Raw genomic sequence first — 15988 nt, forward strand, 5'->3', positions numbered from 1 at the left:
GGCATTTCAAGCCACCCTTATTCATCGAGGGAGCTCCAGGGCAATACATTACAGGTAACGGCATTTCCGGCAGACAACGGCTGCAAGGAAGCCGGAGCTTCGATCAGGCAATTCGCACCGACCAGCGAAGTGATCATATGCGACTCGATTTTCGGGCTGACCTTGCAAAAAAGCCTGCCCTTTTTCTGCCATATCCTGCCGAACAGAAAACGGTACCGTTTTTTATCGGCAGGAAACGGCTCTACCAGCTCAGCTTCTATTTTTCCGTGATACCCGCTGTTCTGCATGGCTGAAAGCGTCGGCATACAGTATTCGAGAAAACATACCAGCGCCGAGACAGGATTGCCCGGCAGCCCGAAAACCATTTTTCCATCGTCTCCCTTACCGAAAAAGAAAGGCTTGCCCGGTTTCTGGACAACCTTCCAGAACTCCTGCTCTATGCCAAGACCGGTAAGCAGCTCCTGCATGTAATCATACTCCCCGGTCGAAATCCCACCAGCGGTGACGAGCAGATCGCTGGCCGACAGTGCCTCCACAAGGGCCTCGCGAATAACAGCGACATCATCGGGAACCTGCCACTGTCCGGAGATTTGAGCCCCTGCCGCTATAGCGCAGGAACCGAGTGAATAACCGTTACTGTTATAGATAGCCGCTCCTTCAAGCCGCTCCCCCGGGCTGCGAAGTTCATCACCGACCGTAATGATTCCGATCCTGGGACGGCGATAGACAGGAACAACCGATCTGCCGAACGCTGCAAGCACTCCAAGCTCAGCGGGAGTCAAGCGCTCACCTCGCTTCAAAAGCACCTCTCCCGGCCGGACCTCTTCCCCTGCATAGCGCACATTGGCACAAAACTCGGGCGCCTTGAAGACCTTGACCTCCGAACCTCCAAATCCGCTTGTGTGCTCGAAGATAACTACCGTATCGGCACCTTTCGGCATCGGAGCTCCCGTCATGATCTGGGCGCAGCTTCCCGCAACAACCGGTAGTCCGGGCTGTGCACCGGCAGCTATCTCCTCGGTTACCTTCAGTACCGCAGGATGCTCTTGCGAGGCATCGCGTATATCCTCCCATTGCACGGCAAACCCATCCATGGCTGCATTGTCGAAACGCGGCAGTTGAAACCCCGCGCAAATATCTTCTGCAAGCACCTGCCCCTGAGCCGAGTTCAGGGGTTTTTCCTCTACCGGCAGTTTTTTAACCGAAACGGCGATCCTCTCATGTGCTTCCTTGACGGTTATCATTTGTGGCCCTCCCCCTGCATCATCTCGAATGCATGGAACAGTACCGGCACAAGAACTTCGAGAGCATCTTTCGCCGCGCCCACGCTTCCGGGCAGACAGATAACAACCGAGGCCCCAATCGTACCGGCTGCCAGCCGGGAGAGCATTGCCGTTTTTATCTTACCCTGGCCCCACTGAAAAAGCGCCTGTTCGACACCGGGCAGCCTTCTCGTAAATTTCGGCAGCAGTGTTTCGACAGTCACATCTCTCGGGCCAAGCCCGGTTCCTCCACAGGTAATCACCAACTCAAGCTCTTCCCGAACCCATTCCTCTACAACAGCAGCTATATCGGCCGGCTCGTCAGCCACGATCCTGCATCCTTCAACGGGGCAGCCCGCCTGCTCGAATCCTTCTCTCAATATCTGGCCGGACTTGTCCACCGATCTACCGGCAGCAATGGAATCCGAAACCACAAGTATGGCTGTACGAGGCCTGTAAACGGTCGATACCCCACTTTTTCCCCCAGTCTTCATCTCAAGCTTGACGCCCCCGATCTCCATGGACTTGTCAACCGCCTTGCACATGTCGTAAACAGTAAGTGCCGCAACCGTCACGGCTGTCAATGCCTCCATTTCAACACCGGTCGCTTCTTTGGTTTTCACCGTTGCCGCAATTGCGATGCGATCGGCTTCAAGGGTAAAATCGATATCGATCCAGGCAAGATTGAGCTGATGACAAAGCGGCACAAGACCGGACGTCCTTTTGGCCGCCTGTATGCCTGCAATCTTGGCGGTGACCAGCACATTGCCTTTCGGCAAGTCGTTCTCTTTCAAAAGAAGCAGGGTTTCAGGCTTCATGGTGATGTACCCCGAAGCACGAGCCGTACGCATGGTACCGGGCTTCATCGATATATCGACCATCTTTACGTTGCCATCCTCATCGAGATGCGAAAACTCTGGCATGTCTGTCCATTTGTTGATTTGTTGTTATTCTGCTCTTTCTGCCCCTGGAAAACCGTAACCGCGTACAACAGTAACGCCCATTCACCGCTATTTATCCCCCTATTTCCGACATGCTGGTTCTCGGAGCCTTTCCTCCAGCCTCTCTCCCATCTCTCGGCTTCATATCGAGAGCCTTCTGAAAGAGAGCTTCAAGCTGCTCGTTATCGGCACCGTCGCGTAAAGCAGCAAGTATATCGACACCATTCTTGGCATAAAGGCAGCTCATGATTCTGCCGGACGATGTGATCCGCAAACGGTTGCATTGGCTACAGAAATTACGGGTAAATGCCGGAATAATAGCGATTTTCCCCCGGCTTCCCGGCAGATGAAAGCTGAAATGTTCTGTAGCGTGCCCTTGTGTAGACTCCAGAGCCGGGTATAGGTCACTGAGCACCTCCAGTATCTTGTCCGCTCCCATGAACTTCCCCGTACGCCATATCTGATGATCGTCAAAAGGCATCAGCTCCATAAACCGGACGGTAACCGGCCATTGGCGAGTCAGATCGGCAAACCTGCCGAGTTCACCGGAGTTGATGCCTCGCAGTAACAACACGTTGATCTTCACTTGCAGCATATCGGCATGGCGAAGCAATGATTCGAGATTTCCCAGAACATCCGCTAAAAGGTTTCTTCTGGTAATCGCTTTGTAACGGTCTTCATCAAAGGTATCGAGGCTGAAATTGATACCGTCGAGACCGGCTTCGAGAAACCTGTCGAGATATTGACCGAGCAAGACACCGTTTGTAGTCAGCACGACAGTTTCTATTCCGTCTACAGCCTTTGCATAACGCACCAGATCGACGATATCGTCACGCAAGAGAGGCTCACCCCCTGTAAAGCGGACTTTTCTGACACCCAATGCTGCCAGCGCTTCGATTATCCGGCAAATCTCCTGATAATCAAGTTCTTCAGCCACCACAGTCCGATCACAATGCTCTTCACGCATGCAGTAGACACAACGAAGGTTACAGCGCGAGGTCACCGAAACACGCACATACCGAACGCCACGGTTATAGCGGTCTACCAGCGCCGGCATCTTTTCCCTTGCTTCATTCATGTAAAACCTCCACAGCACGCTCAGGGCAATCGGTAATAATGCCGTCAACCCCCATAGCCGCCAGCGCTTTCATCTCTTCAGGTGAATTTACCGTCCAGGGAACAATGCCGATATCCCGGTCATGAAGTTTCTTGACAAGGGTAGCGTCAACCATCGGGAAAAACGGGTTGAGGTAATCCGGTTTAAACCTTAGCTTGTCGAGTTCTGTTTCCGGATCCTGTCCCATCCCGACCAGCAGCCCGAGAGCGAGTGACGGTAAAAACTTCCCTATCTCCTCGATGATTCGAGCATCGAACGATTGCACTCTGGTACGTGAAGCAACACCCGATTGTTCAATAACAGCGGCAACAAGCTCTGCATACTCACCGGGTGCAGGGTGCCTGACACCATCACCATCTATCCGGGACTTCACCTCAAGATTGTAAATCATTCCGCGCTCCTCACACAATTCTTTACCATAACGCTCAACCAGACGGAAAACATCGGCTAACAGCGGTTTCACTGCGGAAATTTCTTGCTGACCGGGAAATTCAGCTGAAGGCCGTCCGCAGTCAAAACGGACAATATCAGCATACTTCATGGTATAGAGCAAGTACCGCTTTTCATCGCTCTTTGTCAACACCCTGCCATTTGGTGCAGTACAAAGCCCGGCCTGCATATAGGGATCGTGGGAAACAACCACCTGGTTATCTCCGGAAACACAGAGATCGAGCTCGATTGCCTCTACCCCAAGTTCAACAGCCTTTAAAAACGCAGGAATGGTGTTTTCCGGAAAAAACGAGCGGGCTCCCCGGTGGGCATGAATTTCCAAGAAATGGTGTAACATAAAAAGGGGCTCACGGAGCCCCTGAATAATTTTGTATTGAAAATGCGGATCACTCCCGAATCAACCAGTGCTTGAAGCCCTCGACCGTCTTTTTGAACTCACTGTCTCCATCGGTAGTTTCAGCTGAACAGGCAACCCGTTCATAACCGACAAGAGCGAAGTAAATAGCCTTGTCGTAGAAATAGTTAAGCTGTTCGCCAAACTGAAGGGCACGGTTGAGATCGATGCCTTCCGTAATAATGCCTTGATCCTTGATGTACTGGAACAGCATGTCCCGCTCGAGAATAAGGGAGTACACCATTTCACTGGACCTTATACCGGCTTGAGCACGCGCTTCACCTATTTCACAGAAGTTCTGGGCGATCTCCGTATCGATATTTTCCTGCTTCGCCACCCATGTTCCGAGTTTTCTGAAACGGCCAAAGACACTGTCATGTAGATCTTTTTTCGATAACTTCGCGTAACCGCCGGTCAGCGAATTGGAACGCACCTCTTCGACCCACTTGATCGAAAGTGATTCGGCATGATCCTCAATAAGGCCAATAAAACGATTAATAAGCAACATGTTGCGGTTATTTATAAATGGAAATGGAAATTCCTCTTCTCATGAAAAGCTAAAAGTATTGAGAGAAGATTTCAAATACAATCCTTCGTTTCCAGCCAATCTTTTCAGCCTGACAATGTACTACACCAAAAGTTGATACAGTCTTAAGTGTTAGGATTCTGCTTTCCCTGTCTGAGGCGGTTGGCTTTGGATGAGGGCTTTCTTTTAGGCTTTGAAGCCTTTTTTTTCCTGACCTTGTTTCCTGAATTGCTCGGCCTTTCCGACAGATCCACCCCCTGAGTACCGAAAAGTTCGGGATAGTAGTTTTTTTTCTTGTTGAATTTGTTCTTTCGATACCTTTTCTCAAGGTCAGCGTAAGGACTTGGTGGGTCTGGAGAGGTATTCGGATTATTAAAGTTCGGTTCCTCAAGGACCTGATTGAAATCATCCGAAACCATCTCAGGATGAAATTTCTTATGCAAACTATATCTTGTTTATGTTAAAAATCCAGAATCGATATCTCTGAATATGATCAACGCACTTTCCAGTATTTCCACGACCGGGGGGTAGTAATTTAAAATTTTACCGCTAATATGCAAGAACACAGATAACCCCTCGGCTATTTCACAGAGAATAACGCATTTACCATTGCTTGTTGCACCGAGAAGTATTAAATTTTGGAAAAAATAACCATTAACCCGGAGAATACCATGATAGATATTCGTAAATGGATCCTTGCCGTCATCTGCCCCCCAGCCGCCATTCTTGACAGAGAAGTGGGAACGATTATGCTTGTGGGACTTTTAACAGCTCTATTCTGGGTTCCCGGCGTTGTTGCAGCACTTTTTCTCTTGATCCAGCAACAAATCCAGCGCCGTCAGCCGCAGGTATAACATGCTTGAAAGCTAATAAAACCCGTTGGCCGGTTGAAGAGTTCCCTGCGACCCGAGGGAAAGAGTCCAAAACGTGGCGCTAAAGGAATGTCTGCATGAACATTACGCCGGATGTTACATTTCACCCATTTGAAATAGCGTTTTGTGGATTTTCCAACTCAGGGAAAACAACGCTGATATCCCGTCTTGTCTCTCTGTTCAGCAAAAGCTATTCAGTCGGATACTATAAGCATGGCTGCCACCGTTTCGATATCGACCGTGAGGGTAAGGACTCTTTCGTCGTGAGTCAATCCGGAGCGACAACAGTAATGCTGTCCGACCCTGAAAGACACGCTCTGGTCAGTAATGCCGGTTCTGATCCTCTCCTGGAAAAAACAGGACTGCTTCACGCTGATTTTCTCCTTGTCGAGGGCTTGAAGGAACTCCCTTTACCGAAACTGGTTGTCGTTGATCGCGATCACAGGATACTTGATCTGCTCGGAAAAAAAACGCTGAAAAATGTTATCGCACTGATAGCTCCCGATCCGGCATCGATTCCCGATGCATACGGTCTTCCTGTATTTCACCGGGACCGCACCGAAGAAATCGCCGAGTTTATTCTCACTTTTTTTCATGGCATGGTCAGTAACCGGCAGCTGTTCGGACTGGTGCTGGCAGGGGGGGAAAGCAAACGAATGGGAGAGGACAAAGCCCTTCTCACCTACCATACAGAGGTGCAGATCGAACACACGGCAGCAATGCTGTTGAAACATTGCAAAGAGGTTTACCTGTCCTGCCGATACGATCAGCAGAACTCATATAGCAAGTATGGCATCCCCCTTGTGCCTGACAGTTACTTGGGTATCGGTCCTCTCGGAGGACTGCTTTCCGCTCAAAAACGTTTTCCCGAGGCCTCATGGCTTGTTACGGCATGCGACCTGCCATTTCTGGATCACACTCTTCTGGGTGAACTCGTTGTCGAACGAAACCCGTTTTCTTTTGCAACGGCATACCATCATGCCGGAAGAAAACCCGAACCGCTCTGCACAATATATGAACCGAAAAGCAGGTTGCCACTTATCCTTCGGCATGCAACGGGCAACAATTCCTTGCGGTCATTTCTCGAAGATTCTCGCATTCATTACCTTTCAATAAAAGATCCCCGCAGCCTGCATAACATTAACACTCCTGAAGAACGGAAGCAGGTCATCGAGTCTCTTTCAATGCGGGGAAAAACGCAGTAGATCCATTTACTGGCGTCATAGACTAACAATCGATACTGAATCGTAGCATATCGAACACAGGGAGCGATCATGAAACTACTCGCAGCTCTGGATTTTTCAGATGTAACAGACAATGTTGTTGCAGCCATACGGAAACTCGTCTGCGCTTCATCGGCAAGCGTCACCCTGCTGCATGTCATCGACGAGGATAAGCAGGACATCGAGTTTCATCCGACGATCGAACCCCACTACCAGCCCCCGCAAAAATACTACCATGAACCCGATTCATCCGAAGAAGGCGATGCCGTACCGATACTCCATCATAAGAACTTCAAGAAACTGCAGAACATCGCCGACCTCCTCGACAAAGAGGGGATAGAAACATCTTTATCGATCGTACATGGAAATGCCGCCAAAACAATCATCGAACATGCCGAAAAAGAGCAAGCCGACTTTATTCTGCTCGGCTCACATGGGCACAAGACCCTCTACCAGCTTATCGTCGGCACCGTCTGTTCGGGAGTGGTAAGCGATTCCGGCATTCCGGTAATCATTGTACCGAAAAAAGCAGGCAAGAAACCGGAAGCCTGAAACTGAACGTCAGAACCAAGAATACGATGAAAAAACGAAAAACCATGCTGTAAGACATACCGCTTACGAGCCCTGTAAACCGCTTACTTCCAAAATGGCTTTATCAGGAAAACTCATCGTACGATATCATCTCTTTCTCCACCCCCAGATTGTAAAGCATTGTTTCTACAGAAGAAACCATGACCGGAGGACCGCACATGTAGTACTCGATCTCTTCGGGTTCTTCATGATCCTTGAGATAGTTCTCGTACAGCACCGTATGGATGAAACCCGTAAATCCGTTCCAGTTATCTCCGGCTAAAGGATTTGAAAGCGAGACATGGTAGGTAAAGTTCGGAAACGCGTCTGCAATAGCCCTGAACTCATCATCATAGAACATCTCCTTACGGGACCGAGCACCATACCAGAAAGAAACCTTGCGACCGGTTTTCAATGTTTTAAAAAGATGGAAGATATGAGAACGCATCGGAGCCATTCCGGCCCCCCCTCCGATATACACCATTTCCCTTTCCGAGTCCCGGATGAAAAACTCTCCATAAGGGCCGGAAACGCGCACCCGGTCACCCGGCTTGAGATTGAAAATATAAGAAGAACCCACTCCCGGCGGCGCACTGTCCATGAGACTGGGAGGAGGTGTTGCAATACGAACATTCAGCATGATGACATTGCCTTCAGCCGGATGATTGGCCATGGAATAAGCCCTGAACGTTTCCTCTTCGTTCCGGCTTACAAGCTGCCACATGTTGTACTTATCCCAGTCATTCCGATACTCTTCCGCGATTTTAAGCTCCGAAAACAGTATGTCCGGGTATTCCGGGATATCGATCTGGATATACCCACCTGCCTTGAACTCGAGGTTTTCTTTTTCAGGAAGTTCAAGGACAAGTTCTTTGATAAATGTCGCTACACTACGGTTGGAGCGAACCGTACATTCCCATTGGCGGATACTGAATATCTCTTCGGGGAGATATATTTTCATCGGTTCGCGGACTTTCACCTGGCAGGATAGTCGAATATCCTGCTTGACCTCCGAGCGGGAAATGTGATTCAGTTCAGTAGGCAGCACCTGCCCTCCTCCTTCGGTAATCCGGCATTTGCACATGCCACAGGTTCCACCCCCGCCACACGCAGAAGGGATGAAAATCTTTTCATCCGACAATGTAGACAACAAGCTGCGACCGGCATTGACTGACAGGGTATTCTCATCGTTGTCATTGATGGTAATCGCAACCTTTCCCTGTGGCAGCAGCTTGTTGGCAGCGGTATTCAGCAAGGCAACAAGCAGAATGACCACCGCAACAAAAACCAGAACAGCCGAAAGAGCAACAAGCATTGATTTGAATCTTGAATCGGTTAAACAGGTCACTAAAGGTCAATGCCGGAAAACGACATATATGCCATGGAAATCAGCCCTGTCAGGAGCATTGCTATACCCAACCCCCGAAGTCCTTTCGGTACATTGGAGTATTTCAGTTTGTAACGCATGGTTGCAAGTGTCACGATCGCGAGAAAAAAACCGACTCCTGCACTTGTGCCAAACACCGCAGCTTCCATAAGGTCGTATTCCCGTTCGACCATAAAAAGCGAAGAACCGAGAATTGCACAGTTAACAGCTATCAGCGGCAGAAAGATACCAAGAGACTGATAAAGCGTGGGACTGACCCTGTCAAGCGTCATTTCCACAAGCTGCACCATCGCTGCTATGGTTGCAATGAAGACGATAAATGTCAGAAAACTCAGATCCACCTCCTCCATTCCGGTAATTCCGGTCCATTGCAAGGCCCCCTTTTCCAGTAAGTAGTGACTGATCATCCAGTTTACAGGGACAGTGATCCCGTTGACAAACACGACAGCAAATCCGAGACCGATCGAGGTTTCGACTTTTTTCGATATGGCAAGGAAGGAGCACATCCCGAGAAAGTAGGCAAGCAGGATGTTCTTGATAAATATCGTTTCAACAGCAAGACTCAGATAGTGGGATAAGGCGTCCATCTATTCCTCCGTATAACCGTTTACTGTTCTTTGCAGCCAGATAAGCAGACCGAGAATAATAAAGGCTCCAGGTGCAAGTAACATAAGACCGTTGTTCACATACCACCCTCCGTTCTCGACATACAGAAAGTCCGGAATAACCTGAAAACCAAGCAGTGAGCCGCTCCCGAAGAGTTCTCTTGCTGCCGATACAAAGAGAAGAATCAAGCCATACCCCATGGCGTTACCGAGGCCGTCAAGAGACGACTCCCACATGGTGTTTTTCAAAGCAAAGGCCTCGGCCCTGCCCAGAACGATACAGTTGGTGATAATCAGACCGACAAAAATACTCAGCTGCTTGCTGATATCGTAAAGGTAGGCTTTGAGAAGTTCATCGATAAAAATGACGAGGGTTGCAATAACAGTGAGCATAACGATAATCCTGACCCTGGAGGGAATCACATCCCGCAACGCCGATACAATCACATTCGAACCTACCAACACAAAAATGAGAGCACCGGACATCACCAGTGCCGTATCCATTTTAACCGTAACGGCAAGAGCCGAACATATCCCGAGAACCTGGGTCGTAATAGGGTTGCTTCGGCTCAAGGGTCCTGCAAACGTATCGAGTGTTTTCTTTATCGCCATAACGCCTCCTCTTCAGCGGATTCTCTCAGTAACGGCAGATACTCCGTCAGATCATCACGTAAAAAACGATTGATGGATCCGGTTGTCAACGATGCACCGCTCAACCCGTCAACTGCATGTTCGCTTTGTTCGAGCAGTTTGTTTTTCGCAATGGTCACAGATACCAGTTCACCGTCTTTAAAGATTTTCTTGCCGACAAACCTGCGAGCAAAAAAATCCTTCTCAATCTCGCCGCCCAGACCCGGCGTTTCCCCATGATCATAAAACGATATCCCCTTTATGGTGTTCTTGTCCGGCTCAAGCGCTATAAAGCCGTTTATTGTCGACCAGACTCCTTTTCCCGATACCGGAAACACATAACCCTCGGGACGCTCCGGTGAACCATAGGTGTAAAACTCCCTCTCGCCTCCACTCCCGTCGAGAAAGGTTTGTTTGGTAAATTTCGACATGTAGAGCTCTTCAACATCACTGTCGCTCATTTCGGGACTGAGAGCCCCAACGGTCTTCAGGACATTCTTCCTGGTATCCAACGCCTTGTTGAATCCCTGCCGTTCCTGCAAATTTATTTTCATGACGGAGAGCAGCAGCGCGGAAATAATGGCCATCACTATAACGAAAAAATATGTATAGCTGTTACTGCTTCGCATAAGCCTTCTGTCTTTTTGCAATGTTCTGCCGCAGCACAAAGTAATCGATCATCGGCGCAAATGCATTTCCAAGCAGAATAGAAAGCATGATACCTTCGACAAAAGCCTGGTTCAAAACCCGGATCATCACACAAAGAACCCCTATCAACACTCCGTAGATCCATCGGCCCTTGTCGGTCTGGGCAGCGCTGACCGGGTCGGTTGCCATAAAAATCAAACCGAACGCAAAGCCGCCCATCACCGCATGATAAAGCGGAGAGAGGGTAAGCATGGTGTTCTCCGAAGCGGGAGCGAGGAGGTTCGCCAGTATCGCTGCCGCTACAAGACCGATAAGACCACCTGCCATGATGCGCCAGTTGGCTATCTTCGAGACAACGAGAACGACAGCTCCGGCAAGAGCCGCGAGCGTGGAGGTTCCAGCGACCGAGCCGGGAATAAGACCGACAAACATGTCTTTGAAAGAGTAGCCAGCCTCCGACACCAGTGACACAGCGTCTTTTCCTGGCACTGACGCGGCAACTGCAAGAGGTGTTGCAGCGGTAAGGTCGTCAGCAAGAGACCAGACAGGGTCGCCACTCATCTCCCCCGGATAAGCAAAGAAGATAAAAGCACGAGCAACGAGAGCCGGATTGAATATGTTGTATCCGGTCCCGCCCGTTACTTCCTTGCCGATAACTATACCGAACGATATACCCATGGCGACCATCCAGAGAGGAATATCCGGAGGCAGAGTCATTGGAAGCAGTAAGCCGGTAACGAGAAAACCCTCATTGACCTCATGGCGGCGGACAACCGCAAACAGCACTTCCCACAAACCACCGACAATGTACGAAACAAGGATCAGTGGCACGACCGCACTTCCCCCTGTCAGGACATTCTGCAGGAAACCAGCCCCAGGGTCAGCCTGATAACCGGTATTGTATATTCCGAAAACAAGGGCCGGCATAAGTGCAATAATCACCGTAAACATCGAACGCTTCATGTCCACGGCGTCCCTGACATGCGGTGCAACGGTGGTGGCTGTTTCGGGAACATAGAATATGGTATCGACCATTTCATACAGGGGAAACAATCTTTCCCACTTTCCCCCTTTGCTGAAACTCGGCTCGATACGATCGAGAAACTTTCTCAAAACGCCCATAGTCCTATATTAAACGATTATTCCTGCATACCGTTCTACACTAACCGTTTTTCTCTACATATTCCAGCCCTTGACGAATAATCTCGGCAACCTCCATTTTCGATGCATCGATAAAGGAGCACAGCGCGAAATCCTCAGGGTCACACTCATAGATTCCCAGCTTCTCCATCTCGTCAATATCTTCGGCAAGAATCATCTTTATCAGAAATGTGGGAAGAATATTCATAGGCAGAACAGACTCGATATTACCGAAAGGAATAATAACTCTCTTACTGCCGTGCATACGGGTATCGAGATGCGTTCCCCGATTGTTGACAAGGCGGGATAAAAAGAGATTGGTCAAAGAATATTTATGGAGCCCCGGCACAAGCCACCCGAAGAAATCACGCCGGGCGCTTTCCGGTATAACCGAAACGGTGTCGTGATAAAATCCAAGCGGATCTTCTGCCACACACTGCAAACCGGTAAGCAAGTCTCCGGAAACCAGCCGGGCACCCCGTTCAACCGGGTTTCCCCACAGGACATCTTTAAGCATCATACCCTGCCGGATCTTTATATAGTGCCTTTTTTCCACCGATTCCCCCCCGACGGTGACAATTTTTTCAACCGGCAGAATCCCTTTGAGGAAAAAACGGCCGACCCGCATAACATCCTGCAGTGACACATACCAGACAATATCGTCACGGTTCCTGATAGGAGCAATGTGATGAATATGAATACCTACATTTCCTGCAGGATGCGGTCCGCTGAAACGGTGGAGAACAACATCTTTAGCACCGCCAAGCGCTGTACTCGAGCTGTCATTTCCGGCAACGAGATGAACCGGCTTTCCCGTAAGCCTTTTCAGGACCGACAGGCCCATCTGCAATCCTGTAGTATCCTGCTCGAGGAGATAATCCGTATCCGGAGCGAAAGGTGCCGTTGGCGTTGCCGGTATGAAAACGGCTTTCGGTAATTTTTCGGGATCCGCCACAGAGGAAAAGGGACGTTGCCGGATAACCGGCCAGAGACCTGAACGCAGCAGCTGCTTTTTTATCGTATCGGGTGAAAGAGTGGGAACCGATTGTTCATTGAAACGTTCGAACGATTCAAATGACTCGGTTCGGTCGAGATCGATAACAATCTCTTTGACGACACGCCGCTCCCCAATAACAATGTTCACAACCCGACCGGCCCCCGGTGCGGTCACGAACATATCAGGGAAGATTTTGTTGTACAACACCGGAGTCCCGGTGTTGACGTGATCGCCTTCCTTGACCAGCAGTTTCGGCTTGATCCCGCGAAAATCCAACGGCCTGATCTTCAAACGAGCAGGTTGCCCTGCATTGACCAGAAGTTTTTCCGGCTGGCCGGCAATCGCAAGATTATGACCTTTCTTCAGTCGAATTACCTTCATAGCATACCAATGCCTTGATGTAAAATAATCCTTTCGAAATCAATCATGCACATCAACCGTTTAGGAAAAGAAAAAATTTCACTATGATCGTCAATCCAACGCTACACGTCAAAAATATCCCAAATCCATCTTATCAAGCAAAAAAATGACATAACATTCACAGAGAAAATCAATAAACAATCATATAATTATATATATAAAAAAATAACAATCGTTATAATCAAAAGCAAAAGAAGATATAGCAAAAGCATAGATCGAACAAAAAAGTAAGTCTTTTTAAAATAACACCTTAAGTGAATAACAATATTGTAAATCTTTTGTTTTTGCAACACGTTCACATATGTTATATATTCTTGGCTGAAATTTTTCAATCATTCTGCACAGATATAATTGTGGATAATAAGAAGAGTGAATAATCACCCTTCTTATTATTAATTCTTGTTAGCAGTTCGAAGGACAAGATTGCGTTTACGAAAGTAAGAAGTAATCCATTCCTTGAGCCGGTATCATTCAAATATTTCAACAGCACTATTCTCATTGCTAACCCGGTATACCGGAGAGCAGAAACTTTTCCCAGGCAACTCGCCTGGCCGGAAAACAAACATTAGCATCAGGAGACCTTGAACATGAACCATGGTCATGATTTGAACCGCAGAGATTTTTTAAAGATATCGTCTCTGTTTTTAGCTGGATCCGCTGCGATTTCTAGTCAGGTCGGGCAGGCTTTGTCAAGCACAAACACTGCCTTTGCGAAAGACGACAGGGAAGAAGTTGTTCATTCATTCTGCGAACATTGCTTCTGGCGTTGTGGTATTGCAGCACACGTGCGTAACGGTAAAATCTACAAGATCACCGGTTCGGAGCACCATCCGCTCAGCAACGGAAAACTCTGTCCGCGAGGCACAGGAGGAATCGGGCAGATTTACGATCCCGACAGGCTCGCTCACCCGATCATCAGAGAACGAAAAGGGGGCAAAAGCAGTCTCCGCAAAGCCTCGTGGGATGAAGCCATCACCTATACAGCCGAAAAGCTTTACCAGATAAAGGAAAAATATGGCCCCGAAGCCATTGCAATGCTTCATCATGGTTATGGTTACACCTTTTTCAAGGAGATGTTCAAAGCGTTCGGTGTGAACAAATTTGCGAAGCCATCATACGATTTTTGCTGTGGACCGCGTCTTCAAGGCTATACCATGACCTACGGCCACGGCACCGGCACTCCTGAAGGCATCGATATGATGAACAGTAAATATTTGCTCTTTTTCGGTACTCATTACGGCGAAAACATGCATAACACCGCCGTTCAGGAAATTTCTGAGGGTATTCGCCGCGGCCTCAAAATCGTAGTGTTCGATCCCCGATTCTCGACACTTGCAGGAAAAGCCGAAAAATGGCTGCCGATAAAACCCGGAACGGACATCGCCATGATGCAGGCTCTCATGAACGTCCTCATCAGCGAAGAGCTTTACGACAAGAAATTCGTTGCGGAAAACACCGTAGGATTTGATGAGCTGTGGGCTGAAATCCAGCACATGACTCCTGAAAAAGCGGCAACCATCACCGACATTCCGGCAGATGAAATCCGTGAAATTGCCAGAACTTTTGCAAGCTACGCTCCGGCAGCGGCAGTCCATCCAGGACGAAGAACACAGTGGTACGCCGATGGAACACAACGGGTACGCGCCATTGCCATACTCAATGCATTGACCGGTAATTACAAAATGCCCGGCGGTGTTGTCAAATATGAAAAATTCAAGCTGCCGAAACCCGAAGCTCATCCCCATCCTCATTTCAAGAAAGACGTCTGGAGCAAGTATCCTTTTTTTGTACAAACCAAGCCGGAAAACTCCATTACCTCCCACGAGGTAGTTCAGCAAACGCTTGAAAAAGAAGTAAGAGCCTGGTTTGTTTATGGGGTGAACGTTCCCGAAACCATTACCCTTGGACGGAAAACCGCAATCGAAGCGATGCAGAAACTCGATTTCATGGTCGCTGTCGATACACTGCCGATGGAAGTCACCGGATATGCAGATATCGTGCTTCCGGAATGTACCTATCTTGAACGCTATGATGACCTCGACGGCGGAAGGCCTTACCGGACACCGTTTGTCTCGCTGCGCCAGCCTGTGGTGGAACCGATGTTCGACAGTAAGCCCGGCAATGAAATCGCGAGAATGATGGCTGAAAAACTCGAGCTGCACGGTGTTTTCGAAGACAGTGTCGAGACCTATCTCGACAAGCGGCTGAACAAAGTCGGCAGTTCGCTCGAGGAAGTCAAAAAAACAGGTGTGCTCGTCGGTGAACCAACCAACCTCTACCGCAAACCCGGGGAAAAATTAACCTTCAAAACCCCAAGCGGTAAAATAGAGCTTGCCTCTGCACAGTTGAAATCAGCCGGTTTCGATGCCGTTCCAAAGTACATCAAGCATCCCGAACCTCCACAGGGTTACTACAGGATCCTGACAGGGCGCAAACCGATGCTGACCTTCGGACGTACTGCAAACAACCGTTTTCTGAACGAACTGCCGACAGCGAGAGAAAACGAAATCTGGGTCAACCCCAGGATAGCCCAAAAGCACGCTCTATCACATGGAGAGTATGTGCATCTGAAAAATCAGGCCGGTATCGTATCGGAATTCCCCATAAAAGTAAAGGTTACCGAACGTATCAGGGAAGATTCGGTGTATATGGTTCACGGCTACGGCCACTATTATAAAAAACTGAAATGGGCTTACAAAAAAGGTGCCTCCCATAACCAGCTTATCTCAAAGGCTGACATTGATCAAAGCACCGGCGCCGTAGGCTTTCAAAACAATTTTGTGACTTTTATCAAGGAGGCATAACC

At 48.9% G+C, this 15988-nt stretch carries 15 protein-coding genes; 4 read left to right on the forward strand and 11 right to left on the reverse strand.

The window, feature by feature from the left end:
• Positions 1-17: 17 nt before the first annotated feature.
• From CR164_RS03770 to CR164_RS03790, 5 genes are all read right to left on the reverse strand, one after another.
• Positions 18-1244: a molybdopterin molybdotransferase MoeA gene (locus tag CR164_RS03770; protein ID WP_110022581.1), complete on the reverse strand. Its 1227-nt coding sequence runs from the start codon at positions 1242-1244 to the stop codon at positions 18-20.
• Positions 1241-2185 (reverse strand): bifunctional molybdenum cofactor biosynthesis protein MoaC/MoaB, encoded by a 945-nt coding sequence (gene moaCB, locus CR164_RS03775; protein WP_110022582.1) that lies wholly within the window; start codon positions 2183-2185, stop codon positions 1241-1243. The genes CR164_RS03770 and moaCB overlap by 4 nt, the downstream gene beginning before the upstream one ends.
• 91 nt (positions 2186-2276) lie before the next feature.
• Entirely contained in the window at positions 2277-3281 is a 1005-nt protein-coding gene (moaA, locus tag CR164_RS03780; RefSeq protein WP_110022583.1) for a GTP 3',8-cyclase MoaA, read from the reverse strand.
• Complete coding sequence (locus CR164_RS03785; RefSeq protein ID WP_110022584.1) at positions 3274-4107, reverse strand: glycerophosphodiester phosphodiesterase family protein; 834 nt, start codon at positions 4105-4107, stop codon at positions 3274-3276. Before CR164_RS03785 ends, moaA begins: the two co-directional genes overlap by 8 nt.
• 49 nt (positions 4108-4156) lie before the next feature.
• Positions 4157-4672, reverse strand: coding sequence for an RsbRD N-terminal domain-containing protein (locus tag CR164_RS03790; RefSeq protein WP_110022585.1), 516 nt, complete (start codon positions 4670-4672; stop codon positions 4157-4159).
• 689 nt (positions 4673-5361) lie between these two features.
• Between CR164_RS03790 and CR164_RS03800 the strand changes: the two genes are divergently transcribed.
• From CR164_RS03800 to CR164_RS03810, 3 genes are all read left to right on the forward strand, one after another.
• A complete protein-coding gene (locus CR164_RS03800; RefSeq protein WP_110022587.1) occupies positions 5362-5544 on the forward strand; it encodes a YqaE/Pmp3 family membrane protein in 183 nt (60 codons plus the stop codon).
• 95 nt (positions 5545-5639) lie between these two features.
• Positions 5640-6767: a bifunctional molybdenum cofactor guanylyltransferase MobA/molybdopterin-guanine dinucleotide biosynthesis adaptor protein MobB gene (gene mobAB / locus CR164_RS03805; protein ID WP_110022588.1), complete on the forward strand. Its 1128-nt coding sequence runs from the start codon at positions 5640-5642 to the stop codon at positions 6765-6767.
• 69 nt (positions 6768-6836) lie between these two features.
• Positions 6837-7337, forward strand: coding sequence for a universal stress protein (locus tag CR164_RS03810; protein WP_110022589.1), 501 nt, complete (start codon positions 6837-6839; stop codon positions 7335-7337).
• Positions 7338-7440: 103 nt separating this feature from the next.
• On the opposite strand, the gene nqrF is transcribed toward CR164_RS03810, so the two are convergent.
• From nqrF to CR164_RS03840, 6 genes are read right to left on the reverse strand one after another with little or no spacing between them, the layout of a single operon-like run.
• A complete protein-coding gene (gene nqrF, locus CR164_RS03815) occupies positions 7441-8670 on the reverse strand; it encodes an NADH:ubiquinone reductase (Na(+)-transporting) subunit F (protein ID WP_110022590.1) in 1230 nt (409 codons plus the stop codon).
• Between the two features lie 32 nt (positions 8671-8702).
• The gene (nqrE, locus tag CR164_RS03820) at positions 8703-9329 is read right to left on the reverse strand and encodes an NADH:ubiquinone reductase (Na(+)-transporting) subunit E (protein WP_110022591.1); all 627 of its coding nucleotides are present in this window, start codon (positions 9327-9329) and stop codon (positions 8703-8705) included.
• Entirely contained in the window at positions 9330-9959 is a 630-nt protein-coding gene (locus CR164_RS03825; protein WP_110022592.1) for an NADH:ubiquinone reductase (Na(+)-transporting) subunit D, read from the reverse strand. It lies immediately after the preceding gene.
• Entirely contained in the window at positions 9950-10606 is a 657-nt protein-coding gene (locus CR164_RS03830) for an FMN-binding protein (RefSeq protein ID WP_110022593.1), read from the reverse strand. Before CR164_RS03830 ends, CR164_RS03825 begins: the two co-directional genes overlap by 10 nt.
• Positions 10593-11747 carry an NADH:ubiquinone reductase (Na(+)-transporting) subunit B gene (locus CR164_RS03835; RefSeq protein WP_110022594.1) on the reverse strand — a complete coding sequence of 385 codons (1155 nt, stop codon included), beginning with the start codon at positions 11745-11747 and terminating at the stop codon, positions 10593-10595. The genes CR164_RS03830 and CR164_RS03835 overlap by 14 nt, the downstream gene beginning before the upstream one ends.
• Positions 11748-11787: 40 nt before the next feature.
• Positions 11788-13143, reverse strand: a complete 1356-nt coding sequence (locus tag CR164_RS03840) for a Na(+)-translocating NADH-quinone reductase subunit A (protein WP_110022595.1) — start codon at positions 13141-13143, stop codon at positions 11788-11790.
• Positions 13144-13769: 626 nt separating this feature from the next.
• On the opposite strand from CR164_RS03840, the gene CR164_RS03845 reads away from it, so the two are divergent.
• A complete protein-coding gene (locus tag CR164_RS03845) occupies positions 13770-15986 on the forward strand; it encodes a molybdopterin-containing oxidoreductase family protein (protein ID WP_110022596.1) in 2217 nt (738 codons plus the stop codon).
• Positions 15987-15988: the final 2 nt, after the last annotated feature.

This window comes from Prosthecochloris marina (assembly GCF_003182595.1).
GTDB lineage: Bacteria > Bacteroidota > Chlorobiia > Chlorobiales > Chlorobiaceae > Prosthecochloris > Prosthecochloris marina.

What these genes read in the sequence shown, in the direction of transcription:
- moaCB (WP_110022582.1), bottom strand. Translation starts at nt 2,185, where the DNA reads ATGCCAGAGTTTTCGCATCTCGATGAGGATGGCAACGTAAAGATGGTC.
- CR164_RS03835 (WP_110022594.1), bottom strand. Translation starts at nt 11,747, where the DNA reads ATGGGCGTTTTGAGAAAGTTTCTCGATCGTATCGAGCCGAGTTTCAGC.
- CR164_RS03785 (WP_110022584.1), bottom strand. Translation starts at nt 4,107, where the DNA reads ATGTTACACCATTTCTTGGAAATTCATGCCCACCGGGGAGCCCGCTCG.
- nqrF (WP_110022590.1), bottom strand. Translation starts at nt 8,670, where the DNA reads ATGCTTGTTGCTCTTTCGGCTGTTCTGGTTTTTGTTGCGGTGGTCATT.
- CR164_RS03810 (WP_110022589.1), top strand. Translation starts at nt 6,837, where the DNA reads ATGAAACTACTCGCAGCTCTGGATTTTTCAGATGTAACAGACAATGTT.
- mobAB (WP_110022588.1), top strand. Translation starts at nt 5,640, where the DNA reads ATGAACATTACGCCGGATGTTACATTTCACCCATTTGAAATAGCGTTT.
- CR164_RS03770 (WP_110022581.1), bottom strand. Translation starts at nt 1,244, where the DNA reads ATGATAACCGTCAAGGAAGCACATGAGAGGATCGCCGTTTCGGTTAAA.
- CR164_RS03825 (WP_110022592.1), bottom strand. Translation starts at nt 9,959, where the DNA reads ATGGCGATAAAGAAAACACTCGATACGTTTGCAGGACCCTTGAGCCGA.
- CR164_RS03840 (WP_110022595.1), bottom strand. Translation starts at nt 13,143, where the DNA reads ATGAAGGTAATTCGACTGAAGAAAGGTCATAATCTTGCGATTGCCGGC.
- moaA (WP_110022583.1), bottom strand. Translation starts at nt 3,281, where the DNA reads ATGAATGAAGCAAGGGAAAAGATGCCGGCGCTGGTAGACCGCTATAAC.
- CR164_RS03790 (WP_110022585.1), bottom strand. Translation starts at nt 4,672, where the DNA reads ATGTTGCTTATTAATCGTTTTATTGGCCTTATTGAGGATCATGCCGAA.
- CR164_RS03830 (WP_110022593.1), bottom strand. Translation starts at nt 10,606, where the DNA reads ATGCGAAGCAGTAACAGCTATACATATTTTTTCGTTATAGTGATGGCC.
- CR164_RS03845 (WP_110022596.1), top strand. Translation starts at nt 13,770, where the DNA reads ATGAACCATGGTCATGATTTGAACCGCAGAGATTTTTTAAAGATATCG.
- CR164_RS03800 (WP_110022587.1), top strand. Translation starts at nt 5,362, where the DNA reads ATGATAGATATTCGTAAATGGATCCTTGCCGTCATCTGCCCCCCAGCC.
- nqrE (WP_110022591.1), bottom strand. Translation starts at nt 9,329, where the DNA reads ATGGACGCCTTATCCCACTATCTGAGTCTTGCTGTTGAAACGATATTT.